The organism is Tardiphaga sp. 709 (assembly GCF_032401055.1).
GTDB lineage: Bacteria > Pseudomonadota > Alphaproteobacteria > Rhizobiales > Xanthobacteraceae > Tardiphaga.
Genome location: NZ_CP135529.1, coordinates 1467890 through 1492842, shown reverse-complemented (window position 1 = coordinate 1492842; position 24953 = coordinate 1467890). Strand labels below are relative to the sequence as shown.

Sequence of the window (24953 nt, the reverse complement as noted above, 5' to 3'; positions counted from 1 at the left end):
CGGCAAGAGGGCGCCAACCTCTCCACGTCATGCCCGGGCTTGTCCCGGGCATCCACGCCTTTTGTCTGGTCGCCAAGACGTGGATGGCCGGGACAAGCCCGGCCATGACGGAGAGTGTGGTTAGACCGGATCCCAGCTGAAAATGTCAGCCGAACGGTCGAGCTTGTAGAACGACGACTTCAGCGCCGGCATGCCGTGTTCGGCGAGGCTCTGCGGGGTCCAGCCTTCGGCGCGGTGGATGGAGCGCAGCGGGCGCGACTGGCCCATCAGGAAGATCTCGTTCATGCGGGCGGCAAAGATCTGTCCGGAGATTTCCTTGGCGTCGTCGGAGAGGAGATGCGCCACCAGCGGCGCGATCTTTTCCGGACCCATGCGCTGCATGCGCTCGACGCGGGCCTTCTCGGCTTCGGTCTCGGTCGGGATGCTGCCGATCATGCGGCTCCAGGCGAAAGGCGAGACGCAGTTCGAATTGACGCCGAAACGGCCCATGTCGAGCGCGATCGACTTCGACAGGCCGACGATGCCGAGCTTGGCGGCCGAATAGTTGGCCTGGCCGAAATTGCCGATCAGGCCCGAGGTCGAGGTGAAGTGCACGAACGAGCCGGAGTTCTGCTCGCGGAAGTAACGCGCGGCAGCATGCGAGGTGTAGAATGAGCCCATCAGATGGACCTTGATCACCATCTCGAAAGCGTCGATCGACATCTTGTGGAAGATCGCGTCGCGCAGGATGCCGGCATTGTTCACCACGCCGTCGATCTTGCCGTAGGTGTCCACGGCCTGCTTGATGATCTTGCTGGCCGGGATCGCTTCGGCGACCGACTCGAAGTTGGCAACGGCGGTGCCGCCGGCCTTGATGATTTCCTCGACGACCTGTTCGGCCGGAGCCGCGCCATCGCCGCCCGAACCGTCGGTGCCGACGCCGGGATCGTTGACGACGACCTTGGCGCCTTCAGCCGCGCAGAGCAGCGCAATGCCGCGGCCAATGCCGCGACCCGCGCCGGTGACGACAATGACCTTGCCGTCGAGTGATTTGGTAGATGCCATGTGGTGGTTCCTCTTGGTGGTGTGATTGATGTTTTCTAACCTCTCCCCGCTTGCGGGGAGAGGTCGTCCCGGCGAAGCCGGGGCGGGTGAGGGGGACTATCCGCTTGCTCCGCGCTTGCGGATAGTCCCCCTCATCCGTCTCGAACGCGCTTCGCGCATTCGAGCCACCTTCTCCCCGCAAGCGGGGAGAAGGCACCGCGTTTACTTCTCGTTCGTAAAAATGACCGTGCCCGACGCAGCGAACATGCCGCCGACGCCGTGACAGACGGAGATCTTCGCGCCCGGCACCTGCGCCGGCGCGATGCCGCGCATTTGTCGCACGCTTTCCTGCAGCGCATACATGCCGTACATGCCGGAATGCATATAGCTGAGGCCGCCGCCATTGGTGTTCATCGGCAGCTTGCCGCCGGGGCGGGTGTTGCCGTCGGCGATGAATTGGCCGGTTTCCTCATGCGGCATGAAGCCGAGATCGCCGAGACCATACAGCGGCAGATGCGCGAAGGCATCGTAGATCATCAGGTGATCGACGTCCTTATGCGCAATCCCTGCCTCGCGGAATGCGGTCGGTCCGGCCACGGTGAAGGCGCGCGATGAATCGAAGGTCTTCATCTGGCTGACCATCGGCGTTTCCACGCTCTCGCCGGTGCCGAGAATATAGACCGGCTTGTTCGGGAAATCCTTGGCGCGATCGGCCGAGGTCAGGATCAGCGCGCCGCCGCCATCGGTGACGAGGCAGCATTGCAGGATGCGGAACGGATAGGCGATCATCTTCGAGTTCAGCACGTCCTCGACGGTGATCGGCGCCTTCATCATCGCGCGCGGATTCTTCGCCGCCCATTCGCGCTGGAACACGGCGACGGACGCGATCTGCTCATGGGTGATGCCATGGGTCTTCATGTAGCGCAGCACCGGGATCGGGAACATGCTCGGCGGACCGTAGACGCCGTAAGGCGCCTCGAACTGGCCTTGCAAACTGTCCGCCGGAATCGAGCGCGGCAATTTGCCGATCATCGACTTGCCGGACTCGGCATGTGTGATCAGCACGGTCTTGCACAGACCGGCCTCGATCGCGGCGGCCGCGTGGCGAACATGCAGCATGAAGGAGCAACCGCCGACGGATGTACCGTCGACCCAGGTCGGGGTGATGCCGAGATAATGCGCGATCTGCTGCGGTGTCTCGACCGCGGTGGCGATGCCGTCGATGTCGGACAGCTTCAGTCCGGCATCCTTGATAGCGTTGAGCGCCGCATCCGCGTGAAGCTGGATCTGCGACATGTTGGGGATGACGCCGAGCTCGGTGGTCTCGGCTGCGCCGACAACGGCGACTGCGTTTCTGCGCATGGTCTCAACCCCCAGCCGGACGGAACACAGGGAGGGTGATGGCTTCGTCGAGCTTCTCGAAGGCGACCTCTAACTTCATGTCGAGTTCGAGCGCTTCGGGCGTCTGCGGACAATCGATGATGTTGCTCATCAGCCGCGGACCTTCCTCAAGCTCGACCACGGCAATCGCGTAAGGCGGCGTGAAGCCCGGTGCAGCAGGGCGATGATTGATGACGTAACTGTAGAGGAACCCCTTGCCCGAGGCCTTGAACACCGACACCTTGCGCGAGGCGCAGCCGGGGCAGAACGGGCGCGGCGGAAAATACACATTGCTGCAGTCGTCGCAGCGCTGCAGGCGCAATTCGCCGGCTTTGGCGCCGTCCCAATAATGCTGGGTTTCCGGTGTCGGTTTCGGCCGCGCGCGGGCTGGTTCAGCCATGTCTCGTGTTCTCTCCCTTGGACGGGGATTTGGCCCCGTTCGTTGTCCTCTGGATGGACATTCCACATTCCACCGGGGGCGGTCCAGCGCGCGGGCTGCATGGCCGTATCTGCTCACTGCGGGACGACGTGGAATTCCGGTTGAAATACGTGCGAGGCTTGTCCCGCTGCAACCAGGCAGGGTAGGTTGGTACGGATGGTTGAGGGAGCATGACGTGAAGCTGCGCGAGATCGCCCATTCCCGCACAGGTGACAAAGGCAACATTTCCAACATCTCGGTAATTGCCTTTGACGCAAAGCTATATCCGTTGATAGTATCCCAAGTGACCGCCGCGCGCGTGAAGGCCCTGTTTGCGGGCATCGTCGCGGGCGAGGTGGTCCGCTATGAACTGCCCAATCTGGCGGCGTTGAACTTCGTGATGGATCAGGCGCTTGGCGGCGGGGTGACGCGATCGCTGGCGCTCGACGCGCATGGCAAATCGCTCAGCTCCGCGCTGCTCGATCTGGAAATCGAGGACACTTTCGGCGATACCGACCGGGCGCCGTGACCACCTGCGGGTCCGGCAAGACACACAGGATGCCGCGACCATGAGCAACGACTTCCACCAGACCGCACCGACCCTCGCCAGCCTGGCCGCCGATCTCGCCGCCGGCCGCACCACCTCCCGCAAACTGGTCGAAGCCTGTCTGGCCAAAATCGCCGATCGGAACGGCGAGGGCGCGCGCACCTTCATCCATGTCGACAAGGATGCGGCACTGGCCGCGGCCGATGCCATGGATGCGCTGCGCAAGGTCAATGCCGCGCCATCGCGCTATGCCGGCATTCCGATTTCCATCAAGGACCTGTTCGACATCAAGGGCCAGGTGACCCGCGCCGGTTCGCGCGCGCTGGACGATTCCGCGCCCGCCGATGCCGATGCTCCGACCGTCGCACGTCTGCGCCGCGCCGGCTTTGTGGTGATAGGGCGCACCAACATGGTCGAATTCGCCTATTCGGGTATCGGCACCAATCCGCATTACGGTACGCCCAAAGGCGCGTGGAAGCGCGAGGTTGGCCATGTGCCGGGCGGCTCGTCCTCCGGTGCCGCCGTCTCTGTGCTCGATGGCATGGCGCATGCGGCACTCGGCACCGACACCGGCGGTTCCTGCCGCATTCCGGCGGCCTTCAACGGCATCGTCGGCTACAAGCCGACGCAGCGCCGTGTGCCGCTCGATGGCGCGGTGCCGCTGTCCTTCACGCTCGACAGCATCGGTCCTCTCGCGCGCTCGGTCGCCTGCTGCGCGGCGATGGACGCGGTACTTGCCGGCGAGCCGGAATTCGAGCTCACCCCGCGCCCGATCAAGGGCATGCGCCTTGCAGTGCCGACCACGCTGGCGATGGACGATCTCGATCCTGTCGTCGCAGCCGCCTTCGAGCGCGCGCTGAAGAAGCTCGCCGACAAGGGCGCGATCATTGAGCGCATCGAAGTGCCTGAGTTCAACGACATCGGACCGATGAGCACCAAGGGCGGTTTCACCGCGGCGGAAAGCTATGCCTGGCATCGCTACCTCCTCGCCAGCAAGGGCGACGTCTATGATCCGCGCGTCGCGCTGCGCATCCAGCGCGGCGAGACCCAGAACGCCGCCGACTATCTCGACCTGCTGCCGATGCGCCGTTCGCTGATCGCGCGCACCGAAAAGCGCATCGCGCCCTTTGACGCGCTGGTGCTGCCGACCTGCGCGATCACGCCGCCGTCGATTGCCGACATGGAAGACGACAAGGTGTTCTCGAAGCAGAACCTGATGGCGCTGCGCAACTGCACGCTGATCAATATGATCGACGGTTGCGCCATCTCGCTGCCGATCCACGCAAAGGACGAAGCGCCTGTCGGCCTGATGCTGGCCGCTGCTGGCGGCTCCGACCGCCGCATCTTCGAACTCGCCGCGGGCATTGAAACCACCGTTCGCGGTTAATCTCTAAAACCTGAGGATACACGCATGACCACCGAGATCGCGTTCACGCTGGACGCAAAAGGCACCAAGACGCCGCTGACGCTCAAGATCACCCAGGGCGTCATCGCCGGCTGGACCGGCCGCGATCCCGTCGCGCGCGATCATCACATCAAGGAACTCGAAGCGCTCGGCATCGCGCCGCCGGCATCGACGCCGATCTACTACCGCTGCTCGGCGCGCCGCTTCACCACCGATGGCATGATCGAATGCACCGACGAGAATTCATCGGGCGAAGTCGAATTCTGCCTGTTTGCGTCAGGCGGCAAGACCTATGTCGGTGTCGGCTCCGACCATACCGACCGCAAGGTCGAGACCTACAACATCACCGTGTCGAAGCAGATGTGCGACAAGCCGATTGCGCCGGTGGTGTGGGAACTGTCCGAAGCGCTTCCGCATTGGGACCAGATCATCCTGCGCTCCTGGGCCACCATCAAGGGCGAAAAGGTGCTGTATCAGGAGGGCCTGCTGAGCGGCATGCTGCCGGTGGCCGAACTGGTCAAGAAAGGTTTCGACAGCGACAAGCTGCCAGACGGCACCGCCATGTTCGGCGGCACCTTCGCCGCCAAGGGCGGCATCCGTCCTGCCGAGCGTTTCGATTACGAGATCGAAGACCCGGTGCTGAAGCGCAAGATCAGCCATGGCTATGATGTGAAGACATTGCCGGTGGTGGGCTGAGGTTCTTAACCTCTCCCCGCTTTTGCGGGGAGAGGTCGATCCGGCGAAGCGCAGCGCAGCCGGAGCGGGTGAGGGGCGGTTACCGCCGTCACCGCACGCGCGCGCTCTCGGGTACCCGTTCTTCGATCCGGTGGGGTTCCGCGCGTGCCTTTTCTCTCCTGCCATGCCCCTCACCCGCCGCGAAGACGCGGCGACCTCTCCCCGCAAGGCGGGGAGAGGTTAGAGGGCCAGAAATCGGGTGGCTTCACCCGCCCATCTCCCCAAAATGGCCAACAGGCCATGACACCCTGATCGCGGCCGGATGACGGAGGCGATGACATGGTTTCACTCGCGAAGAAGCGCCCAGAAAACAATGACGCGCCGCAGGCCCGCGTCGAGGCCATCGACTGGCAGCGCATCGGCGCCGATCTCGACGCCCAGGGCTGTGCGGTATTCGAAAAACTGCTCACCGCCGATGAGTGCCGTTACCTCGCATCGCTCTATCCCGACGACGCCCAGTTCCGCAGCCGCATCGTCATGGGCCGCCACGGCTTTGGCCGCGGCGAATACAAGTATTTCAATTATCCGCTGCCCGATCCGATCGCCGGCCTGCGTCCGGCGCTCTACGGACCATTGAGTACGATCGCCAATCGCTGGAACGAGGCGATGGGAATCGACGTCCGCTTTCCCGCCGATCACGCCGCATTCCTCAAGCGCTGCCATGATGCCGGACAGACCCGACCAACGCCGCTGCTGCTGCAATATGAAGCCGGTGACTACAATTGCCTGCATCAGGATCTCTATGGCGAGCATGTGTTTCCGCTGCAGGTCGCGATCCTGCTGTCGGAACCCAGTGAGGATTTCACCGGCGGAGAATTCGTGTTGACGGAGCAGCGGCCGCGGATGCAGTCGCGCGCCGAAGTGGTAGGCTTGCGGCAGGGCGATGCCGTGGTGTTCGCCGTGCATCACCGGCCGGTTGCCGGCACGCGCGGCAGTTATCGCGTCAATCTGCGCCACGGCGTCAGCCGGGTGAAATCCGGGCGGCGCCATACGCTCGGGGTGATCTTTCACGATGCGAAGTGACGGGACGACTGAACAACCGCGATGACCGACCTGTTCGCCGATATCAGGGATGACCAGCCTGCGCGCGAGGAACTCGCCGAGGGAGCCGTTCTGCTGCGTAACTTCTTTGCTGCCGAACAGCTGGATGTGATCGCAGCGCTGCGCGTCATCGTGAAGGCGGCGCCGTTCCGCCATCTGGTCACGCCGGGCGGTCACACCATGTCGGTCGCCATGACCAATTGCGGCCGGGTCGGATGGGTGTCTGACGCACGCGGCTATCGCTACGACCCCTTCGATCCCGACAGTGGAAAGCCATGGCCCGAGATGCCGGCGCCGTTTCGCGATCTCGCCGCACGTGCGGCGGTTCAGGCCGGCTTCGAGGCCTTCGTGCCGGATGCCTGCCTGATCAATCGCTACAAGCCCGGCGCCAAACTCTCGCTGCACCAGGACAAGGACGAGCTGGATCTGCACGCGCCCATCGTTTCGGTCTCGCTTGGCCTGCCGGCGACATTTCTGTTTGGTGGTCTCACCCGCAGCGCGCCGCAGAAGCGCTATCGTCTGACCCATGGTGATGTCGTGGTCTGGGGCGGTCCGTCGCGGCTGGCCTATCACGGCGTTGCGCCGCTGCCGGACGGCGAACATCCGGTCATGGGCGGTCAGCGCATCAATCTGACCTTCCGCAAGACCTGTTGAACGAGACCTGTTGAACGCCGCGCGTTGAACGCTTTCCTTGGCTGCCGCGACCATTCTATGGTCGGGCGGGGTGAGGGGAAAATGAGCGAGCAGGAACGAACCGGCACACAAGCCGCCGCCAGCAATGCTGCGGGCATCTATCTCGCCGTGTTGCAACTGGTCTTCACGCTGGGCTGGGTCACCTATGTGATCTATCTGCCAAAGCTCGCTGCCGATGTCGGCATTGCGCCGACCGTCGTCATCTTCATCCTCATGCTCGATCAGGCGATCTTCACTGTCGCCGATACGGCGATGGGTCTGGTCGCCGACAGGATTGCGCGCGTAGTCGGGCGGCTCGGCCTCATTGTCGGCATCCTGACCGCGGTGTCCTGTGCGGCCTTTGTCGCGCTGCCTTTCGTTGCCGGGCAGGGACCGAGGGCGCAAGTCGCGCTGATCGCATTGATCGTGATCTGGTCGGCGACATCCTCGGCCTTGCGCGCGCCGCCGCTGACATTGCTCGGCAAATATGCCGCGCGCCCGTCGCGGCCGTTTCTCGCCGCGCTGGCCATGCTCGGCTATGGCGTCGCCGGTGCGCTGGCGCCCTATCTCGGCGTGACATTGCGCGGCGTCGATCCGCGGCTGCCTTTCGTTCTTGCCGGCGTGGTTTTGCTGGTTGTGACGCTGGCGTTGTCGCGCGTCGAGCGTGGCCTCGTGCAGGTCAGCGCCCGTGAGGCAAAGGCTTCGCCGGCGCAGGGCAAGGCGCTCGGCCGTGTGCCCATGCTGTTCATCGCTGCGATGGTCATCCTTGCGCTGGGCTTCCAGCTTCACTTCAGCATCAACAGCGCGCCGATGTTCCTGCGCTTCGCCAGGCCGGCCGATCTGGAATGGTTGATGCCGATATTCTGGATTGGCTTCAACATCGCGATGTTTCCGGCCAGCGCGGTGGTGAAGCGCCAGGGCGGAATTTTCGTCATTGGCGTAGCCGGATTGCTCGGCGCGTGTGCGGTGATCGGCGCGGAGTTCGCTGCCAATCTCAACATGCTGATCGCGGCGCAATTCATCGCTGGCGCGGCATGGGGCTGCATGATGATGAGCGCCGTGTCGGCGGCGATGGCGATCGGCGAGACCGGCGCGGAGGGCAAGGTCATCGGTCTCGTCTTCTCGGCGCTCGCGCTCGCAACTTTCGCACGCATGGCTGCGGTCGCCGGCGGATTGCAGAAGCTGCCGGACTATGCGCCGCTGCTGCACTGGGCGCCCATCGCGTGCTGGGCTGTGGCCGGTGCTGGACTACTGGCACTTGCTGCGGTTCGGTGGCAGCGGCGGAGCGCAGCGACGCCAGTCGTCTGATGCTTTCCGCGCGTCGGAATTCGATTTAATCGATCGATTAAATTTTGCTGGCCAAGGCATTCGGCCGCCATTACGCTTTCCTCAATAAAAACCAGAACGAGGAAACGACAATGACCCGAATGGGCATATTGGCTGCCATTGCTGTTGCTTGCCTGAACGGTTCGGCGCTTGCCGAACCCATCACCAAACCTCTCACCATCGCGGTGCTGAACGACAAGAGTTCGGTGTTCTCCGATGCCGGCGGCACCGGCAGTGTGGTCGCGGCGCAGCTCGCGATCGACGATGTCGGCGGCAAGGTACGCGGCCTGCCGGTGAAAATGCTCGGCCCGGATCATCAGAACAAGACCGATATCGGCGTATCGCTGGCGCGCGATCTCTACGATCAGCAGGGCGTCGACGCGATCTTCGACATCGGCAATTCGGCGATCTCGCTGGCGGTGCAGAACATGGCGCGCGAGCGCGGCAAGGTGCTGGTGCATGTCGGCTCGGCCACCGCCGACGTGTTCGGCAAGCAATGCGCGCCGACCGCCGCGATGTGGCTCTACGACACCTATTCGCTGGCGCAGGGCATCGCCAAGGCCGTGGTCAAGCAGGGCGGCGACACCTGGTATTTCATCACGGCGGATTACGCCTTCGGCATCGCCATGCAGGCGGAAGTCTCGAAAGTGGTGGAAGCTGCCGGCGGCAAGGTCCTCGGCGCGGTGAAGCATCCGGTCGGCACGATGGATTTCTCGTCCTTCCTGCTGCAGGCGCAATCCTCCGGCGCCAAGGTGATCGCGCTCGCCAATGCTTCGGGCGACACCGTCACCAATATCAAGCAGGCACGCGAATTCCAGATCGGCGAGGGCAAGCAGAAATTGGCCGTGCTGATCTTCTATCTCACCTCGGTGAAGGCGCTCGGCTCCGAAGCCACGCAGGGCGTGCAGTATCTCGAGGGCTATTACTGGGACAATGACGATGCGAGCCGTGCATTCGGCAAGCGCTTCCTCGCCAAGCACGGCAAGATGCCAACCCATGCGCAGGCCGGCGTCTATAGCGCCGTGAAGCACTATCTGCGCGCCGCGGAAGCCGCCAACGAGAATGACGGCTTGAAGGTGATGCGTCAGATGAAGGCGATGCCGGTGGATGATTTCTTCGCGCCGGGCGCCCGCGTGCGCGAGGACGGCCGGCTGATGAACGACATGCTGCTGGCGGAAGTGAAGAAGCCCTCGGAAGTCAAGGGCGAGTGGGACCTGCTCACCATCAAGGGCAAGGTGAAGGCGGAAGACATCATGCGGCCGATCGCAGATGGCGGTTGCACGCTGCTGGATCCGCCGGTGAAGCAGTAGCAACACATTCTCACCCCGCACCGTCATGCCCGGGCTCGTCCCGGGCATCCACGCCTTCTTCGCTCAGACCAAGACGTGGATGGCCGGAACAAGTCCGGCCATGACGATCGAGAGAGTGGAGGTCCTTACGGCTTCTTCGGATGAATGAACGCCCACGGACTGACTTCCGAGTCCCTGACCACGTCGATCGCGATCAGATACGGCCCGCCGTCGGCCAGCGCCTTCTCCAGCGCCGGCTTGAACTCCTCCGGTGACGTCACCCGTGCAGCACCAACACCGAACGACTCCGCGAGCTTGACGAAATCCGGATTGACCAGATCGGCAGCCACCACGCGGCCGTCGAACACCTGCAACTGGTCGCGCCGCACATTGCCATAGGCATTGTTGTTGAACACCAGCGTCACCACGCCGATCTTGAACTGCACGGCCGTCGCCAGTTCCTGCACCGCGAACATGAAGCCGCCATCGCCGGTGATGGCGACAACGGGCCGGTCCGGCTGCGCGACCTTGGCGCCGAGTGCAGTGGGAAAGCCGGAGCCGAGCGTGCCCTGATAGCCCGAGGTGATGAAGGTGCGCGGCTGATAGACCGGAAAGCCGAACCATGAGGTGAAGCCGACCTGCGACAGCTCATCGGTGACGATGGCGTTGTCGGGCAGCACGTCGCGCAAGATGTCGAGATAGGCCATCTGCGGCTGGATCGCCTGGATGTCTTTCTGCGCTTTCGCCGAGGCTGTGCGGATCGTCTCACGACGCCCGGCCGTCTTCGTGTATCCGACCTTGCTCACGGCGGCGACCAGCGCGCGCGTTCCTTCTGTCGCATCGGCAACGATCGGCGCATCAACCGTGAGACGCCTGAATTCGACGGGATCGATATCGATGCGGATGGACTTCAAGCCGTCTGGCCGGAACGGCCAGCGGAACGTGGTCGGCAATTCCATCCGCGAGCCGATGCCGATCATGAGATCGGTCTGCGGCCACAGATTATAGGCGGCGGCCATGGTGAGGCCGAGCTCATGGGCATTGCTGACGATGCCGCGCCCCGAGCGGAACGCGACCACGGGTGCGTCGATCATCTCGGCGAGTGCGAGGATGTCGTCGCCTGCGTCCATCGCGCCTGCACCGACGAAGATCATCGGTGCCTTGGCGGTCTTGATCAGCGCGGCTGCGACCTTGATCTGGTCAGGATCGGGCGAGGGCGCGGCGAATGGTTCAAGCGTCGTCGCTGCGGCGGTTTCCGCGCGCTGCGTGAACACGTCCCATGGCATTTCCAGCGCCACGGGGCCGCGGCGGCCGGACATCATCTCCTGGAAGCCGCGCGCTACTTTTGTCGGCGCGTCCCCGGGATAGTCGATGCGCTCCGCCCATTTTACAAAGCTGCGCAGTGTCGCGAGCTGGTCGGGCATCTCATGCAGATGGCCGCGGCCCTTGCCAAGGTAATCACTCGGCACCTGACCGGTGAGGCACATCACCGGCTCGTTGCAGCCGAAGGCGGTCAGCATCGCTGCGCTGGCATTGAGAATGCCGGGGCCGGGCACGACGCTGAACACGCCAGGCTTGCCGGAGGCGCGGGCATAGCCGAAGGCCATATAGCCGCAGGCCTGTTCGTGACGCGCGCCGATGACATTGAGATTCGCCTGATGAAAGGCATCGAACAGACCATAGACCTGCGCGCCGGGCAGGCCGAAGACTGTGTCGACGCCATGCGCCTTGAGCCCGCTGACGATGGCTTCGCCACCGGTGAGAACAGTCATGCGTATTCCAATCCGTTAGTGTTCGTCGACGACGCCGTTGCGCAGCGTGCCGATGCCGTCCGCCTTGATCTCGATCACATCGCCCGGGACGAGATAGCGCGGCGGATCGAAGCGCGCACCAGCACCGGTCGGCGTGCCGGTGACGATCACGTCGCCGGGCACGAGAGTCGTGAAGGTCGAGATATAGCTCAGGAGATAGCGGAAGCCGAACATCAGCCGCGAGGTGCGATCGTCCTGCCGCAGCTCGCCATTGACATGGGTGGTGAGGCGGATATCGGCGATCTGGCTTTCGTCGGTATAGGGCACGATCCATGGCCCGAGGCTGCCGGTGGATTCGAAATTCTTGCCTTGCGTGACGTTGAACTTGGCGTGCCGCACCCAGTCGCGGATGGTGCCTTCGTTACAGAGCGTGATTGCGGCGATGTGATCCAGCGCATCGCCCTCGGCGATGTGTCGCCCGGCCTTGCCGATCACCAGCACCACTTCGCCTTCATAGTCGAGCTGCCTGGATACGCGCGGCCGCACCAGCGGTGCCTCATGTCCGACGAAGGAGCGCGGCGTGCGCATGAACATCGAAGGATATTTCGGCGCGTCCTGACCGTCCTTGTATTCGGCATTGCGGTCCGGATAGTTGACGCCGATGCAGATGATCTTTTCCGGGGCCGGGATCGGTGGCTGCCAGGTGATTCTGTCAATCGCAAAATCCGCAGGCTGATTGGCCGCGGCATCCGCGAGCCGGTGCAGGGCGCCATGCGCGATGGCCTCACGCAAAGTCGGATAATCCCCGCCGTAGCGCGCGGACAGATCGACGATCCCGTCGTCAGTGACGGCGCCGTATTTCAGGGCTCCGTTGACGGTGAAGGTGGCGAGGCGGGGATGGGTCATCAGTTAAACTCCATCGCTGCAGAAGCGCTCCGTCCATCCCTCCCCCTTGCGGGGAGGGTGGCCGGCCGAAGGCCGGTCGGGTGGGGGTGCCCCACGTGACGTCGGAGCGTGGGGCACCCCACCCCGGCCTCCACGTCAGCGATGCTTCGCATCGCTTCGTTCGGCCGACCCTCCCCGCAAGGGGGAGGGATTCCACGTCGCCGGCGTGCATCATCTTGCTGACCATCTCACACTCAATCCGCAATCGTCACATCCGCCACGAAGGCCGGCTCACGCACGGCCTGCCCATTGAACAGCGAGCCTTGTTCAAACCAAGAGCGCGGCGCAGGGGCGCCCCACAGGGTCTGCCGGCGCGGGTCCTTCAGCGACCAGCGCAGCGGTTCGTGGTCGGTGTCCATGGTCTGGTAGTCTGACGTGTAGAGTTCGAGGCGATGGCCGTCGGGATCGCGCACATAGAGGAAGAACGCATTGGAGATGCCGTGGCGGCCGGGGCCACGCTCCAGGTTCTTCAGATAGCCGGATGACGCCATCACGTCGCAGAGATGCAGGATGTTCATCGCGGTCGGCACCCAATAGGCGAAGTGATGCAGCCGCGGTCCCTTGCCATTGGTGATGGCGAAGTCGTGGACATTGCCCTTGCGATGCATCCAGGCAGCGGCGATGCGGCCATTGTCGCCGTCCTCCTCGCCATATTCGGTCAGCCGGAAGCCGAGCCGTGCATAGAAGTCGACGGTGTCCTGCACCTCGGCGGCGAAGACGTTGAAATGATCGAGCCGCTGGGGGTGGCAGCCCTTGTAGAGATCGAAGCGGCGCAGCAGATGCGGGCGCTTCTCCATCGTCGCATAGAGTTCGATCTGGAAGCCGAACGGATCGGTGACATGCATCGTACGACCCTGGAACGGGCGCTCGACAAAGGAATAGACGATGCCGTTGGCGGCGAACCAGGCGGCGGCCTTGTCGAGATCGTTCTCGCTGGCGACGCGGAAGCCGACCCGATGGCACGCCGATGTTGCCGCCTTGCGCAGTACCAGCGAGTGATGCTGGTGCTCCTCCACGGCGCGCAGATACACCGTCTCGCTGTCGGCGTCCTCGACATGCAGACCGACGGCGTTCTCATAAAAGGCACGGCTGGCCTTGAGATCAGTGACGTCCAGCACGACGTGGCTGGAGCGCAGGATATTGAAGGGTGGATCGAACACGTGGGTCGGCACGGGCATGGGCGTTTCCTGCGTTTTATCTCGTCATTCCGGGGCGCGTGCGCGGCAGCGCACGTGAACCCGGAATCCCGATATGTTCATTACTTCTCGATGTCGTGCGGTTCAGAGGGTGATGAACCGCACGAGATTCCGGGTTCACGTGCGTAAGGACGCACGCGCCCCGGAATGACGAGCTAGACTCCTAAACGTTGTATCTTATGCGTCCCGCGCGCGAGCGAGACGTGTTTCGTCTCCATATAAAACTCGAACGAATAGTCGCCGCCGTCGCGGCCGATGCCGGAGGCTTTCATGCCGCCGAATGGCGTCGGCAGGTGGCGGACATTTTCCGAATTAAGCCAGATCATGCCGGCCTCCAGCGCGTCGGCCACGCGCAGCGCACGGCCCACATCATTGGTCCAGACATAGCCGGTGAGGCCGTATTGCACGGCATTGGCGATTTCGATCGCGTCCGCTTCGTTGCCGAACGGGATCACCGTGAGGAACGGGCCGAACACTTCCTCCTGTGCCACGCGCATGTCCTTGTGTGCGCCGGTCACCAGCGTCGGCTGCACGTAATGACCGCCGCCGGGACCGTCATAAGGCTTGCCGCCGACGGCGATGGTCGCGCCGTCCTGCCGCGCGATGTCGAAATAGCTGCACACCTTGGCATGATGCCGCTCATGGATCAGCGGGCCGACTTCGGTTCTGGGATCGAGCGGATGCCCGACCTTCAGCGCCTGCACGCGGGCCGTGAGTTTCTCGATGAATGTATCGGCAATGCTCGCCTGCACCAGCAACCGGCTGGACGAGGTACAGCGCTCGCCATTCAACGAATAGATCATGAACACCACGGCATCGAGCGCGCGGTCGAGGTCCGCATCGTCGAACACGATCACCGGATTCTTGCCGCCGAGTTCGAAATGCACGCGCTTCAAGGTCGGCGCGCCCTGCGCCATGATGGCGGAGCCGGTGGCGCTTTCGCCGACAAAGGCGATGGCCTTGATGGCGGGGTGTTCGGTCAGCGCCTTGCCGGACTCTTCGCCGAAGCCGTGCACGGTGTTCAGCACGCCATCGGGTAGGCCGGCCTGTTTCGCGAGCTTCGCGAGAAGATCCGCCGTGACCGGCGACCATTCGGCCGGCTTGTGCACCACCGTGCAGCCGGCAGCGAGCGCTGGCGCGATCTTCCAGGTGGAGAGCATGAACGGCGTGTTCCACGGCGTGATGACGCCGACCGGGCCGATCGGCACGCGGGTCGAGACATTCCAGTGTTCGTCAGCCGGCATGTTCAGGCCGTCGCGTGCCTCCAGGCATTTGTCGGCATAGAAGCGGAAATTCTCGGCGCCGCGGATCGCGGCCTTGGCCATGAAGCGATGCGCCTGGCCGGTATCGATACATTCCAGCACAGCGATATCGTCGGCATTGTCCTCGATGGCATCGGCGACGCAGTGCAGCAGCTTCTTGCGCGCAGTCGGCGCCATGTCGCGCCATTCCCTGAAGGCGCGCTGCGCGGCCTTGGCGGCCTGATCGATATCCGCGGCTGTGCCGCGCGCGACCTGTGCCAGCACGGTGCCATCGATCGGCGATGTCGTCTCGAACACCTCGCCCGACGATGACGGTACGATCTGGCCATCGATAATATTGCCGATGCCGTCGGCCGTGAGTTTTTTCAGCAGCGGCGCGGCGCGTTCCTGATTGGCCGCGAAGACGGCAGCGGGATCGGCGGGGGACTTAGCCATTGTTGGCCTCGGCTTTCAGCAGGTCGTGAATGGGATTGCGCTTCCAGCTCGTCGCGCTGTCGTTGATCTGCATGTCAAAGGACAGCGCAAAGCGGCCGCCGGCGAAAACATTGTCGAGATGCTGCGAGACGGTCTGGAAAATCTGCTCGCCGGCCTTCTGGCGAACCTCAAGCGAGCGGCCTTCGCCGATCCGCAGCAGGATATCGAGAAAGCTGAGCCCGGCGCGGCCATCGGCGATGGCGTAGTGCTCGCAGCGGATCGCGCGGACGCGGATGCCGCCGAGCGGGAAGATGCCGGTCTGCACCGCGGCGTTGCGCACCACTTCGCACAGCGCACTGATATCCACGGCGCCGTCGAGATTGGCCGAATATTCGATGGTGAAATGCGGCATGGTGCGTGATCCCTGTTCAGCCGAAGTAGCAGCTCACGGTGCCCCATGGGCCATAGTCCGCCTGGATCGTGTCGCCTTTGCGGGTCTCGATGGGGCGAATGAACGAGCCGGCGAGAACGACCTGGCCGGGTTCCAGCGCAAGCCCATGCGGCGCGATCTTGTTGGCAAGCCAGGCGACGCTGGTGGCGGGGTGATTGAGCACGCCGGCGGCGAGGCCGGTTTCTTCGAGCTGGCCGTTGCGATGACACATAGCGCCGACCCAGCGCAGATCAGTCTCCAGCGGGCGCATCGGCCGGCCGCCGAGCACGATGCCGGCATTCGCCGCATTGTCTGCGATGGTGTCGAAGATCTTTCGCGTGGCTTTGGTTGCCGCATCGACGCGCTCGACGCGGGTATCGAGAATTTCCAGCGCCGGCACCACGAAATCGGTGGCGTTCAGCACGTCGAACATCGTGCAGTCCGGCCCGGACAGGCGTGTCTTCATCACGAAAGCCAGTTCGGCCTCGACGCGGGTTGCGATGAAACGATCGGTGGGAACGATGCCGCCATCGGCGAAAAACATGTCATCGAGCAGCACGCCGGAATCCGGTTCGTCGATATTCAGCGCGCTCTGCATCGCCTTGGAAGTGAGGCCGATCTTGTGGCCGCGCACGATGCGGCCTTCACCGACTTTGATTGCAATCCAGGCTTTCTGGATCGCGTAGGAATCGTCGATGGTGATGCCGGGATGATCCAGCGACAGTTGCCGGATCTGCGTCCGCGTCTTCTCGGCGTGATGCAGGCGCTCCGCCGCGCTTGATATGTCTGAAGAGGTGAGTGCCATCGCGTCGTCATCCCGCGCAGAAAAGCCGCGCGGAAAAGTGATTAACATGTTAAGTTGTTGCGATCAAACCCTGGACGCGACAATTCGATTGTGCGTTGCACACAGCGGTGCGCCAGAATCATCCTATAGAGGCGATCATGACGACAGCATCAAAGCCACGGACCGCCGCTAAAATCCCGATGCGCGACTTCTCGCAGTCACTGCCGATGTCGCTGCTGCGCACGCGGGAATCGGTGATGCGACATTTTCGCCCGTCGCTGCGGGCGCATGATCTCACCGAACAGCAATGGCGCATCCTGCGCGCGCTCGCGGCGTCGGGCGAGATCGAGGTAACGGAACTCGCGCGCGTCGCCTTCCTGCTCGGGCCGAGCCTGTCGCGCATCCTGCGTGATCTCGAAGGGCGCAAGCTGATCGAGCGGCGCTTGCTGAAGGCCGATTTGCGCCGCAGCATTGTCTCGATCACGTCAAAGGGATTGAAATTGATCGAAGCTGTCGCGCCCACATCGGAGGCAATCTATGCCGAGATGACGAAGCGCTTCGGCGCGCGCAAATTGTCGGACCTACAGGCCCTGTTGCATGAGCTGGAAGCCGCGCTGCTGGCCATGCCTGCTGCCGACGGCGCGGAAGACGATCTCCTCGATCGATAATGCGTCTGCATATTTTTGCGGCAAGGCTATCGCACGCCACGCGAGCGTTAATTCGTCGTACGAATTTCGCTGGGCTGTAGACAGGACAGGAATTTTTCGCTCAACTCCCGCCCATCAAAAGAAGGCTGGCGCCCAAGTCCGGCCTCTTAGGGAGAGAACGATGACGCTCACGAGACGTGGATTCACGGCAGGATTGGCCGCTGGTCTGACCGCCCCCTACATCATTGGCAGCGCGCGCGCCAGGGCGGCGGAACGATCAAGATCGGCATGTGCGCGCCGATTACGGGGCCGGCGGCGGAAGCGGGCAAATATGCGACCGGCGGCGCCAAGCTCGCGGTCGAGGCCATCAACAAGGCCGGCGGCATTCTTGGCAAGCAGATTGAACTGATCATCGAGGACGACCAGACCACCAATCCCGGCATTGTGCTGGCTTTTTCCAAGCTTGCTGCCAATCCCGAAATCGTCGGTTTCCTCGGCTCGATCCGCTCGACTCAGGTGCATGCGATGGCGCCTGACGTGCTCAAGCTCGGCAAGCCCGTGATGTTCGGCGGTACCGATCCGAACCTCACCAAGCTCGGCAATCCCTGGCTGTTCCGTTTCCGCCCGAATGACAGCTATTCCGGCCGCGTCATCGCCGAATATGGCGTCAAGAATCTCGACAAGAAGAAGTGGGCCGTGCTGCATTCGACCGATGCCTTCGGCACGGCAGGCGGCAAGGCACTGACCGAAGCGCTCGGGCCGCTGGGTGCAACCGTCGCGCTCGATCAGGGCTATGCCAACCAGAGCCAGGATTTCACCCCGGTTGTGCTCGCGATCAAGCAGTCCGGCGCCGATATCCTCGGCTCCTATTTCACCTTCGAAAACGATCTCGGCATCTTTGCCCGTCAGCTCCGCCAGCTCGGCGTCAACATTCCGTGGGTCGGTTCGCCCTCGATCGTCAACGTCACCGCATTGAAGCTCGCCGGTCCCGCGCTGTACGGCACCTACGGTGTCGCCGACTATGCGGAAGATTCGTCCGAGGCGTCGAAGGCCTTCGGCAAGGTTTACCGCGATGCTTTCAAGGTTGCGCCGGATAACCAGAGCTCATGGACCTATGACGCCATCAACGTCCTGTCGCTTGGTATCAAGAATGCCGGCTCCACCGATCCGCAGAAGATCCGCGAGGCCATCCTTGCCATCAAGAAATATCCGGGCGCCGAGGGCGAATACAACTTCGACAAGAATGGCGACGGCCTGCACGGCTACAACATCGTGAAGAACGAGAAGGGCAATATCGTCTTCGACAAGCACATCGAATTCGATAACTAGCCAAGCACTGTCGTTCCGGGGCGCATGGGTGCCTCACGCTGTCATTCCGGGGCACGCGCCCTTCGCGCGTGAACCCGGAATCCCAGACTGTTCAGCGCCTGTTGCCACGCACACCATGTCAAGGTTCCGGGTCTGCGCCTGAGGCGCATCCCGGAACGACGAGTTTGTCTCCATAAGCATTCACCTCCCACCGAGCACGCCTGATGGATCTGGTACTGCAGTTACTGTTTACGGGAATCGGCATCGGAGCCGTCTATGCGCTGGTCGCGCTGGGCTTCGTGCTGATCTTCCGCGCCACCAATGTCGTCAATTTCGCGCAAGGCGAATTCTCGATGGTCGCCGCCTATCTCATGGTGGTGTGCGCGGTCGATCTGGAACTGCCCTACTGGCTGTCCTTCATCATTGCGCTCGCCGGCATGGCGGTGATCGGCGTCATCTTCAATCTCGGCGTCTATTATCCGCTGCGCCACCGCACCTATCTGCCTGTGATCATCGCCACCATCGGCGCCTCGATCCTGATGGCCAATGGCGTGCTGGCGCTGTACGGGCCGCAGCCGCAGGTGCTGCCGGGCTGGTTTGATACGCCCGGCATCCAGCTCGGGCCGGTCTATCTCGATAGCCAGTACCTTTTGATCATCGGCGTCACCATCGCGCTGGTGATCTTCAATTACTGGTTCTTCGAACACACCATGATCGGCAAGAAGCTGCAGGCGACCTCGCAGGACAAGGAAATGGCCTCGCTGCTCGGCATTTCCGTCTCGACGATGATCATGGTCACCTTCATCTATTCGGCCGTGCTCGGCGGTCTCGCCGGGCTTCTGGTTGCGCCGATCCTGTTCGTGTCGATCCAGATGGGCTCCACCATCGCGCTGAAGGCGTTTGCGGCCACCATCATCGGCGGCTTCGGCGATGTCACTGGCGCCATCATCGGCGGTCTCGCGCTCGGTATTATCGAGACATTTGGCGCGGCCTATGTCTCCGTGCCGTATAAAGATGGCTTTGCTTTCCTCGTGCTGGTGCTGTTCCTGGTGTTTCGTCCGCAGGGCATCTTCGGCGAACGTGTCGCGGAGAAAGCATGAGCACCTCCAGCGACAACATCCCGGCAGTGGTCATCACGCGTCCGAAACCGCTGCTGCTGCGTCACGCGCCGTATTTCATCGGCGCCGCCATTTTGGTCTTTCTGGCGTCGTCGATGCAGTTCGACGGCTACATCCTCAACATCCTGATGCAGGCCACCACCTTCGCCATCGCGGTGTTCGGCCTGTCGGTGGTGCTCGGCCTGTGCGGGCAGATCAATCTGGCGCAGGCGGCATTCTTCGGCTTCGGCGCCTATGCGGTGGGTATCGGCACCACGGACTATCAGCTCAGCTACTGGCTGTGTCTGGTGGCGGGCTGCGTGATGGCACTGGTCGCCGGCGCGGTCCTCGGCCTGTCGACGCTGCGGCTCGGCGGGCATTATCTCGCGATGGTGACGATCTCGTTCCAGCAGATCGTCACGCTGGTGATGATCAATGCGATCTGGCTCACCAAGGGACCGGACGGCGTGTCGAAGATCGGCCGCCCGTCGTTGTTCCTGTCGTCACAGTCCTATCTTGCCTTCTGCGTCGCGATGCTCGCTTTGGTCGGCTACATCGTCTGGCATCTGCCGGACACGCGGCTCGGCCGCGCCATGCGCGCGGTACGCGACAACGAGCTCGCAGCCGGCGTCAACGGCATCGATGTGTTCCGCACCAAGGTCTATGCCTTCGCCATATCTGCCGTACTCGGCGGTCTGGGCGGTGGACTGTTCGCGGGCGGCTTCGCCTATATCAGTCCGGACCAGTTCTCCTTTGCCGAATCCATCGTGTTCCTGACGATGTCGCTGCTCGGCGGCGTCGCGTCGCCGATCGGTTCGGCCATCGGCACGGGCCTGCTGATCCTCATTCCGGAATGGCTGCGTTTCCTCAAGAGCGTGCCGGGCCTGTATCTCGCCATCTACGGCCTGTCGGTGATCCTGATCATCCGCTTCATGCCCGACGGCATCTGGGGTTTCGTCACTGCGGCCTATGATCGCATGCGCAGCAGCAAGAAGGTGGCAGTCACAAGCGCGCCGCTGCAGCTCAAGCCGGCGGCGACCGGCGGCGACATGGTGCTCGAAGTCACCGGCCTGTCGAAGCATTTCGGCGGCTTGAAAGCCGTCGATCAGGTCGACATATCCGTGCGCCGCGGCGGCGTGCACGCGCTCATCGGGCCCAACGGCTCCGGCAAGACCACGACGCTGAACGTGCTGTCGGGTCTCTACAACGCGACCTCAGGCAAGGTGGTGCTGGATGGCACCGACGTCACCACGATGCCGCCGCATCTGCGCGCAGCGGCAGGACTCGGGCGCACCTTCCAGAACATCCGCCTGTTCCGCTCGATGACCGCACTGGAAAACGTCATCATCGGCGCCGAGCGGCCGGGCAATACGCTGACCGGCAAGGGCGATGAAGCCGCGCTGACAGAGCGGGCGCTTGCGGCACTCACTTTCGTTGGCCTCGGCCCGCGCGCCATGGAGCTGATCTCCAGCTTCTCCTACGGCCATCAGCGGCTGATCGAGATCGCGCGCGCCTTGGCGGCGAATCCGACGCTGCTGCTGCTCGATGAGCCCGCTGCCGGTCTCAATTCGACCGAGAAGCTCGAACTGCACGAACTGCTCAAGCGCATCGCGGCACAGGGCCTGACCATCCTGATCATCGATCACGACATGACGCTGGTGTCGGAAGCAGCGCAGCACATCACCGTGCTGAATTTCGGACGGCGTATTGCCGATGGCGAGTCGATGGCGGTGCTGCGCCATCCCGATGTCGTCTCGGCCTATCTCGGAACAGACTGATGCCGCTGCTTGAAATCAACGATCTCAATGTCCGCTACGGCGAAATCGTCGCGCTCCGCGGTGTGTCGTTCAATGTCGAGGAAGGGCAGGTGGTCACGCTGCTCGGTGCCAACGGTGCCGGCAAGTCGACCACGCTGCGCGCGATCTCGGGTCTCGCCAAGCCGGCTTCGGGCGATATCCTGTTCGACGGCAAGTCGATCGCAGGCCTTGGCCCGGAAGCCATCGTGCGGATGGGCATCAGCCACGTGCCGGAGGGCAGGCGGGTATTTCCCGGCCTGACGGTGAAAGAGAACATCATGCTCGGGGGCTCCAACCGCAAAGCGAACAAGGCTGAGTTGTCGCGCGAAGCCGACGCGATGTTCGACCTGTTTCCCGATATACGGAAATTCTCTGGTGCGCTCGGCTGGACGTTGTCGGGCGGCCAGTTGCAGATGGTCGCGGTCGCGCGCGGCCTGATGGCCAAGCCGCGGTTGCTGCTCCTGGACGAGCCGTCGCTCGGCCTCGCGCCGGTCATCGTGCAAGCGGTGTTCCGCATCATCACGGAAATCCGCCTGAGCACCACGGTCTTGCTTGTGGAGCAAAATGCGCGCATGGGACTATCGGTCGCCGATCAGGGTTACGTGCTGGAAACCGGCCGTATCGTGCTTGGCGGCAAGCCGGAGGATCTCTGGGCCAACGAGGCCATCGCGGCCGCCTATCTCGGCGGTCATGGTAAACCTGCAGCAGGTCTTGCGGCCCATTGAGGGCTTGCACTGACGGCCTCGCTGCCCATCAACAAGGACGAATGTCCCGCCATGGTTACAGTTCAAGTCAACAAGCTCATCGATTTCGTCGCCGACGTGTTCGCCCATGCCGACTCTTCTCCGGAAGAAGCCCGGCGCATCGCGACCTATCTCACCACCGCGAACCTGACCGGCCATGACAGCCACGGCGTCATCCGCGTTCCGGTCTATATCCGCTGGCGCAATAACGGGATGATCACCCCGAACCAGACCATCGAGATCCCCGTCGATACGCCGTCGCTCGCCGTCGTCGATGGCCGTTTCGGCTATGGCCAGACGGTCGGACCGCTGGCGGTGAAGCTCGGCATCGAGAAGTGCAAGGCGGCCGGTCTCTCCGCCATCGCCACCAAGAATTCCGGTCACATCGGCCGCATCGGCGACTGGGCCGAGATGGCCGCGGCCGAAGGCCTCGTCTCGATCCATTTCGTCACCGCGGCAGGCTCCGTGCTGGTCGCGCCCTATGGCGGCGTCGAGCGCCGTTTGTCCACCGCGCCGTATTGCGTTGGTATTCCGCGTCCCGGACAGATGCCGGTGGTGCTCGATTTCGCAACCTCGGTGGTCGCCGAAGGCAAGGTGCTGGTCGCCTCGCGCGGCGGCAAGCAATTGCCGAAGGGCGCGCTGATTGCGCCCGATGGGTCGCTGAGCGAAGACCCGGCGCTGCTTTACGGCCCGCATGAGATGCAAGGTCCGCGCGATCACTCCAAGGGCACCGGCGCGATCCGTGCCTTCGGCGATCACAAGGGCTCGGGCCTCGCATTGATCTGCGAATTGCTCGGCGGTGCGCTCACCGGCAACGGTGCCACCAAGTATGATCGGCCTTTCGCCAATGGCATGTTCTCGATCTATATCGATCCGAAGGTGATCGACCCCGCGAACTTCTTCGACGGCGAAGTCGCGCGTTATGTCGACTTCTTCAAGAGCGCCAAGCCGGCCGCTGGCGTCGATGCGGTTCTGATCCCCGGCGACAACGAAGCCAAGACCCGCGCCGAGCGCACCGCGAATGGCGTGCCATTGCCGGATGAGACCTGGGCTGCCATCGTGCAGACCGCCCGCGACGTCGGCGTCAGCGAAGACGCCGTGAAGAAGGCGACGTCGTAGTTTCTCGAACTCACCTCTCTGCACTCAAGTCATCACTACCAACCAAAAGAAGGACCATCGACGATGGCAAACAAAGTCAAGGAAATCTGGAAGGCGGGCAAGGTCGCCGTCAACGGCTGGCTGGCGATTCCGTCGGGCTTCTCTGCCGAAGTGATGGCGCAGTGCGGCTTCGACAGTGTCACCGTCGATATCCAGCACGGCGTGCAGGACTACATGTCGATGGTGGAGTGCTTCCAGGCGATGGGTGCCCATCCGGTGACGCCGATGGTCCGCGTGCCATGGAACGAGCCGGGCATCATCGGCAAGGTGCTCGATGGCGGCGCCTATGGCGTGATCTGCCCGATGGTCAACACCAAGGAAGAAGCCGAAAACTTCGTCCAGTATTGCAAGTATCCGCCGCGCGGCACCCGCAGCAACGGCCCGATCCGCTCGGGCATGTATGGCGGCGCCGGCGATTACCAGAAGACGGCGAATGCCGACATCATCTGCCTGCCGATGCTGGAAACCAAGACCGCGGTCGACAACATGGAAGCCATTCTCGATGTCGAAGGCATCGATGGTGTTTATGTCGGACCAAGCGACCTCGGCTTCTCCTATGGTCTGGTGCCGAAGCTCGACCGCGAAGAGCCGGAGATCCTCAAGATCTATGACAAGCTGATCAAGGAATGCGACAAGCGCGGCCTCAATCCGGGCATCCACTGCTCGGGTCCCGCCGGCGCCGCCAAGAACATCGGCATGGGCTTCAAGCTGGTGACACTGCTCAACGACAGCGGCATTCTCGCCACGGGCGCAAAGAGCTGGGTCAACGACACCCGCAAGGGCTCGGGCGGCAAGGCTTAAGCGGAAGGCGCTCGCCACCACACTCTCGTCGTTCCGGGGCGCGCGCAATGCGCGCGAACCCGGAACCTCGACATGAGAGCCACCTCTTTCCGCGCGTGGTGTAAGAGGTGATGAACACTCTGAGATTCCCCGCCACTCCAATTGGAGTGGCTGAGGCTCCGCCCCGCCGCCTACGGCGTCGGTCCGTCCCCGGAATGACTGTGTTAAAGGCGGAAGATCACTCCCCAACCGACCCGGCGTCCGTTTTCGCCTCGCTCTGCCGGCCGTCGATCACGTCGGCGAAGCGCGTGAGTTCGTGCATCAGCAACTGTTGTCCTTCGAGTCCGAGCGGTGCCAACAACTCGCGCTGCACGTCGAACACCCGCGGGATCGCTTCGTTGATGACTGTCTCGCCCGCCGACGTGAGCTGGACACGCAGCGTGCGGCGATCGTTCGGCTCCGGCAGCCGCGCCAGGTAGTTCTGCGCTTCCAGCTTGTTGAGCCGGCTGGTCAGGCCCGCGCCTGACAGCAGCAGCGATTGCGCGATCTGCTTCGGCGACAGGCTGTAGGGGGCGCCGGCGCGGCGCAGCGCCGTCAGCACGTCATAGGTGCCGCGCGTCAGTTCGAAGGGCGCGAGCGCCTCGTCGATCAGGGCCGTGCATTGCATCTGAATCCGGCCGATCAGGCCGTAGATGTGCACCGGGCTGGGGTCGATATCCGGCCGCTCCGTCTGCCACTGCGAGAAAATGGCATCGACCTGTTCGCGCATCGCCGCGCGCGCGCGTCGGGCGACGCGAAGGCGGTTT

The 24953-nt window shown here is 63.3% G+C and carries 23 protein-coding genes and 1 pseudogene; 14 read left to right on the top strand and 10 right to left on the bottom strand.

Annotated features, from left to right (window positions below):
* Window positions 1-120 precede the first annotated feature (120 nt).
* From RSO67_RS07675 to RSO67_RS07665, 3 genes are all read right to left on the bottom strand, one after another.
* Window positions 121-1044, bottom strand: coding sequence for an SDR family oxidoreductase (locus RSO67_RS07675; RefSeq protein ID WP_315843005.1), 924 nt, complete (start codon window positions 1042-1044; stop codon window positions 121-123).
* Window positions 1045-1245: 201 nt separating this feature from the next.
* Window positions 1246-2385 (bottom strand): thiolase C-terminal domain-containing protein, encoded by a 1140-nt coding sequence (locus RSO67_RS07670; RefSeq protein WP_315843004.1) that lies wholly within the window; start codon window positions 2383-2385, stop codon window positions 1246-1248.
* 4 nt (window positions 2386-2389) lie between these two features.
* On the bottom strand, window positions 2390-2803 hold the full coding sequence (locus RSO67_RS07665) for a Zn-ribbon domain-containing OB-fold protein (RefSeq protein ID WP_315843003.1): 414 nt from the start codon (window positions 2801-2803) through the stop codon (window positions 2390-2392).
* Window positions 2804-3017: 214 nt separating this feature from the next.
* Here RSO67_RS07665 and RSO67_RS07660 point away from each other — a divergent pair, with 214 nt between their 5' ends.
* The 7 genes from RSO67_RS07660 to RSO67_RS07630 all read left to right on the top strand — a co-directional run bounded on the left by RSO67_RS07660 (window position 3018) and on the right by RSO67_RS07630 (window position 9857).
* On the top strand, window positions 3018-3350 hold the full coding sequence (locus RSO67_RS07660; RefSeq protein WP_068735784.1) for a hypothetical protein: 333 nt from the start codon (window positions 3018-3020) through the stop codon (window positions 3348-3350).
* Between the two features lie 40 nt (window positions 3351-3390).
* A complete protein-coding gene (locus RSO67_RS07655; RefSeq protein ID WP_315843002.1) occupies window positions 3391-4755 on the top strand; it encodes an amidase in 1365 nt (454 codons plus the stop codon).
* A gap of 24 nt (window positions 4756-4779) precedes the next feature.
* Window positions 4780-5469: a DUF2848 domain-containing protein gene (locus tag RSO67_RS07650; protein WP_315843001.1), complete on the top strand. Its 690-nt coding sequence runs from the start codon at window positions 4780-4782 to the stop codon at window positions 5467-5469.
* Window positions 5470-5787: 318 nt separating this feature from the next.
* Window positions 5788-6531, top strand: coding sequence for a 2OG-Fe(II) oxygenase (locus RSO67_RS07645; RefSeq protein WP_315843000.1), 744 nt, complete (start codon window positions 5788-5790; stop codon window positions 6529-6531).
* Window positions 6532-6552: 21 nt separating this feature from the next.
* Window positions 6553-7203, top strand: a complete 651-nt coding sequence (gene alkB, locus RSO67_RS07640) for a DNA oxidative demethylase AlkB (RefSeq protein ID WP_315842999.1) — start codon at window positions 6553-6555, stop codon at window positions 7201-7203.
* 81 nt (window positions 7204-7284) lie between these two features.
* Window positions 7285-8529 (top strand): MFS transporter, encoded by a 1245-nt coding sequence (locus RSO67_RS07635; protein WP_315842998.1) that lies wholly within the window; start codon window positions 7285-7287, stop codon window positions 8527-8529.
* A 110-nt stretch (window positions 8530-8639) separates the two neighbouring features.
* Window positions 8640-9857, top strand: coding sequence for an ABC transporter substrate-binding protein (locus RSO67_RS07630; RefSeq protein WP_315842997.1), 1218 nt, complete (start codon window positions 8640-8642; stop codon window positions 9855-9857).
* Between the two features lie 125 nt (window positions 9858-9982).
* Here RSO67_RS07630 and RSO67_RS07625 read toward each other — a convergent pair whose 3' ends face one another.
* The 6 genes from RSO67_RS07625 to hpaH form a co-directional block, all read right to left on the bottom strand.
* Window positions 9983-11608: a thiamine pyrophosphate-dependent enzyme gene (locus RSO67_RS07625; protein ID WP_315842996.1), complete on the bottom strand. Its 1626-nt coding sequence runs from the start codon at window positions 11606-11608 to the stop codon at window positions 9983-9985.
* Between the two features lie 15 nt (window positions 11609-11623).
* Entirely contained in the window at window positions 11624-12493 is an 870-nt protein-coding gene (locus tag RSO67_RS07620) for a fumarylacetoacetate hydrolase family protein (protein ID WP_315842995.1), read from the bottom strand.
* Window positions 12494-12726: 233 nt separating this feature from the next.
* On the bottom strand, window positions 12727-13710 hold the full coding sequence (gene hpaD, locus RSO67_RS07615; RefSeq protein ID WP_315842994.1) for a 3,4-dihydroxyphenylacetate 2,3-dioxygenase: 984 nt from the start codon (window positions 13708-13710) through the stop codon (window positions 12727-12729).
* A gap of 173 nt (window positions 13711-13883) precedes the next feature.
* A complete protein-coding gene (hpaE, locus tag RSO67_RS07610) occupies window positions 13884-15425 on the bottom strand; it encodes a 5-carboxymethyl-2-hydroxymuconate semialdehyde dehydrogenase (protein WP_315842993.1) in 1542 nt (513 codons plus the stop codon).
* Window positions 15418-15816, bottom strand: coding sequence for a 5-carboxymethyl-2-hydroxymuconate Delta-isomerase (locus RSO67_RS07605; RefSeq protein ID WP_315842992.1), 399 nt, complete (start codon window positions 15814-15816; stop codon window positions 15418-15420). The genes hpaE and RSO67_RS07605 overlap by 8 nt, the downstream gene beginning before the upstream one ends.
* Before the next feature lie 16 nt (window positions 15817-15832).
* Entirely contained in the window at window positions 15833-16639 is an 807-nt protein-coding gene (gene hpaH / locus RSO67_RS07600; RefSeq protein WP_315842991.1) for a 2-oxo-hept-4-ene-1,7-dioate hydratase, read from the bottom strand.
* A 137-nt stretch (window positions 16640-16776) separates the two neighbouring features.
* Between hpaH and hpaR the strand changes: the two genes are divergently transcribed.
* The 7 genes and pseudogenes from hpaR (at window position 16777) to RSO67_RS07565 (ending at window position 24168) form a co-directional block, all read left to right on the top strand.
* Window positions 16777-17286 carry a homoprotocatechuate degradation operon regulator HpaR gene (hpaR, locus tag RSO67_RS07595; protein ID WP_315842990.1) on the top strand — a complete coding sequence of 170 codons (510 nt, stop codon included), beginning with the start codon at window positions 16777-16779 and terminating at the stop codon, window positions 17284-17286.
* Between the two features lie 160 nt (window positions 17287-17446).
* Window positions 17447-18594 (top strand): annotated as a pseudogene (locus RSO67_RS07590) (ABC transporter substrate-binding protein).
* Between the two features lie 203 nt (window positions 18595-18797).
* The gene (locus tag RSO67_RS07585; RefSeq protein ID WP_315842989.1) at window positions 18798-19673 is read left to right on the top strand and encodes a branched-chain amino acid ABC transporter permease; all 876 of its coding nucleotides are present in this window, start codon (window positions 18798-18800) and stop codon (window positions 19671-19673) included.
* Window positions 19670-21448 (top strand): branched-chain amino acid ABC transporter ATP-binding protein/permease, encoded by a 1779-nt coding sequence (locus tag RSO67_RS07580; protein ID WP_315842988.1) that lies wholly within the window; start codon window positions 19670-19672, stop codon window positions 21446-21448. Before RSO67_RS07585 ends, RSO67_RS07580 begins: the two co-directional genes overlap by 4 nt.
* The gene (locus RSO67_RS07575; protein WP_315842987.1) at window positions 21448-22191 is read left to right on the top strand and encodes an ABC transporter ATP-binding protein; all 744 of its coding nucleotides are present in this window, start codon (window positions 21448-21450) and stop codon (window positions 22189-22191) included. The genes RSO67_RS07580 and RSO67_RS07575 overlap by 1 nt, the downstream gene beginning before the upstream one ends.
* Before the next feature lie 51 nt (window positions 22192-22242).
* Window positions 22243-23328 (top strand): malate/lactate/ureidoglycolate dehydrogenase, encoded by a 1086-nt coding sequence (locus RSO67_RS07570; protein WP_315842986.1) that lies wholly within the window; start codon window positions 22243-22245, stop codon window positions 23326-23328.
* A 63-nt stretch (window positions 23329-23391) separates the two neighbouring features.
* Complete coding sequence (locus RSO67_RS07565) at window positions 23392-24168, top strand: HpcH/HpaI aldolase family protein (protein ID WP_092146581.1); 777 nt, start codon at window positions 23392-23394, stop codon at window positions 24166-24168.
* Window positions 24169-24385: 217 nt separating this feature from the next.
* On the opposite strand, the gene RSO67_RS07560 is transcribed toward RSO67_RS07565, so the two are convergent.
* Window positions 24386-24916, bottom strand: a complete 531-nt coding sequence (locus tag RSO67_RS07560) for a MarR family transcriptional regulator (RefSeq protein ID WP_315842985.1) — start codon at window positions 24914-24916, stop codon at window positions 24386-24388.
* Window positions 24917-24953: the final 37 nt, after the last annotated feature.

What these genes read in the sequence shown, in the direction of transcription:
- RSO67_RS07585 (WP_315842989.1), top strand. Translation starts at nt 18,798, where the DNA reads ATGGATCTGGTACTGCAGTTACTGTTTACGGGAATCGGCATCGGAGCC.
- RSO67_RS07565 (WP_092146581.1), top strand. Translation starts at nt 23,392, where the DNA reads ATGGCAAACAAAGTCAAGGAAATCTGGAAGGCGGGCAAGGTCGCCGTC.
- RSO67_RS07575 (WP_315842987.1), top strand. Translation starts at nt 21,448, where the DNA reads ATGCCGCTGCTTGAAATCAACGATCTCAATGTCCGCTACGGCGAAATC.
- RSO67_RS07625 (WP_315842996.1), bottom strand. Translation starts at nt 11,608, where the DNA reads ATGACTGTTCTCACCGGTGGCGAAGCCATCGTCAGCGGGCTCAAGGCG.
- RSO67_RS07560 (WP_315842985.1), bottom strand. Translation starts at nt 24,916, where the DNA reads ATGCGCGAACAGGTCGATGCCATTTTCTCGCAGTGGCAGACGGAGCGG.
- hpaE (WP_315842993.1), bottom strand. Translation starts at nt 15,425, where the DNA reads ATGGCTAAGTCCCCCGCCGATCCCGCTGCCGTCTTCGCGGCCAATCAG.
- RSO67_RS07580 (WP_315842988.1), top strand. Translation starts at nt 19,670, where the DNA reads ATGAGCACCTCCAGCGACAACATCCCGGCAGTGGTCATCACGCGTCCG.
- RSO67_RS07630 (WP_315842997.1), top strand. Translation starts at nt 8,640, where the DNA reads ATGACCCGAATGGGCATATTGGCTGCCATTGCTGTTGCTTGCCTGAAC.
- alkB (WP_315842999.1), top strand. Translation starts at nt 6,553, where the DNA reads ATGACCGACCTGTTCGCCGATATCAGGGATGACCAGCCTGCGCGCGAG.
- RSO67_RS07655 (WP_315843002.1), top strand. Translation starts at nt 3,391, where the DNA reads ATGAGCAACGACTTCCACCAGACCGCACCGACCCTCGCCAGCCTGGCC.
- RSO67_RS07665 (WP_315843003.1), bottom strand. Translation starts at nt 2,803, where the DNA reads ATGGCTGAACCAGCCCGCGCGCGGCCGAAACCGACACCGGAAACCCAG.
- hpaR (WP_315842990.1), top strand. Translation starts at nt 16,777, where the DNA reads ATGACGACAGCATCAAAGCCACGGACCGCCGCTAAAATCCCGATGCGC.
- RSO67_RS07670 (WP_315843004.1), bottom strand. Translation starts at nt 2,385, where the DNA reads ATGCGCAGAAACGCAGTCGCCGTTGTCGGCGCAGCCGAGACCACCGAG.
- hpaH (WP_315842991.1), bottom strand. Translation starts at nt 16,639, where the DNA reads ATGGCACTCACCTCTTCAGACATATCAAGCGCGGCGGAGCGCCTGCAT.
- hpaD (WP_315842994.1), bottom strand. Translation starts at nt 13,710, where the DNA reads ATGCCCGTGCCGACCCACGTGTTCGATCCACCCTTCAATATCCTGCGC.
- RSO67_RS07675 (WP_315843005.1), bottom strand. Translation starts at nt 1,044, where the DNA reads ATGGCATCTACCAAATCACTCGACGGCAAGGTCATTGTCGTCACCGGC.
- RSO67_RS07620 (WP_315842995.1), bottom strand. Translation starts at nt 12,493, where the DNA reads ATGACCCATCCCCGCCTCGCCACCTTCACCGTCAACGGAGCCCTGAAA.
- RSO67_RS07650 (WP_315843001.1), top strand. Translation starts at nt 4,780, where the DNA reads ATGACCACCGAGATCGCGTTCACGCTGGACGCAAAAGGCACCAAGACG.
- RSO67_RS07570 (WP_315842986.1), top strand. Translation starts at nt 22,243, where the DNA reads ATGGTTACAGTTCAAGTCAACAAGCTCATCGATTTCGTCGCCGACGTG.
- RSO67_RS07645 (WP_315843000.1), top strand. Translation starts at nt 5,788, where the DNA reads ATGGTTTCACTCGCGAAGAAGCGCCCAGAAAACAATGACGCGCCGCAG.
- RSO67_RS07635 (WP_315842998.1), top strand. Translation starts at nt 7,285, where the DNA reads ATGAGCGAGCAGGAACGAACCGGCACACAAGCCGCCGCCAGCAATGCT.
- RSO67_RS07605 (WP_315842992.1), bottom strand. Translation starts at nt 15,816, where the DNA reads ATGCCGCATTTCACCATCGAATATTCGGCCAATCTCGACGGCGCCGTG.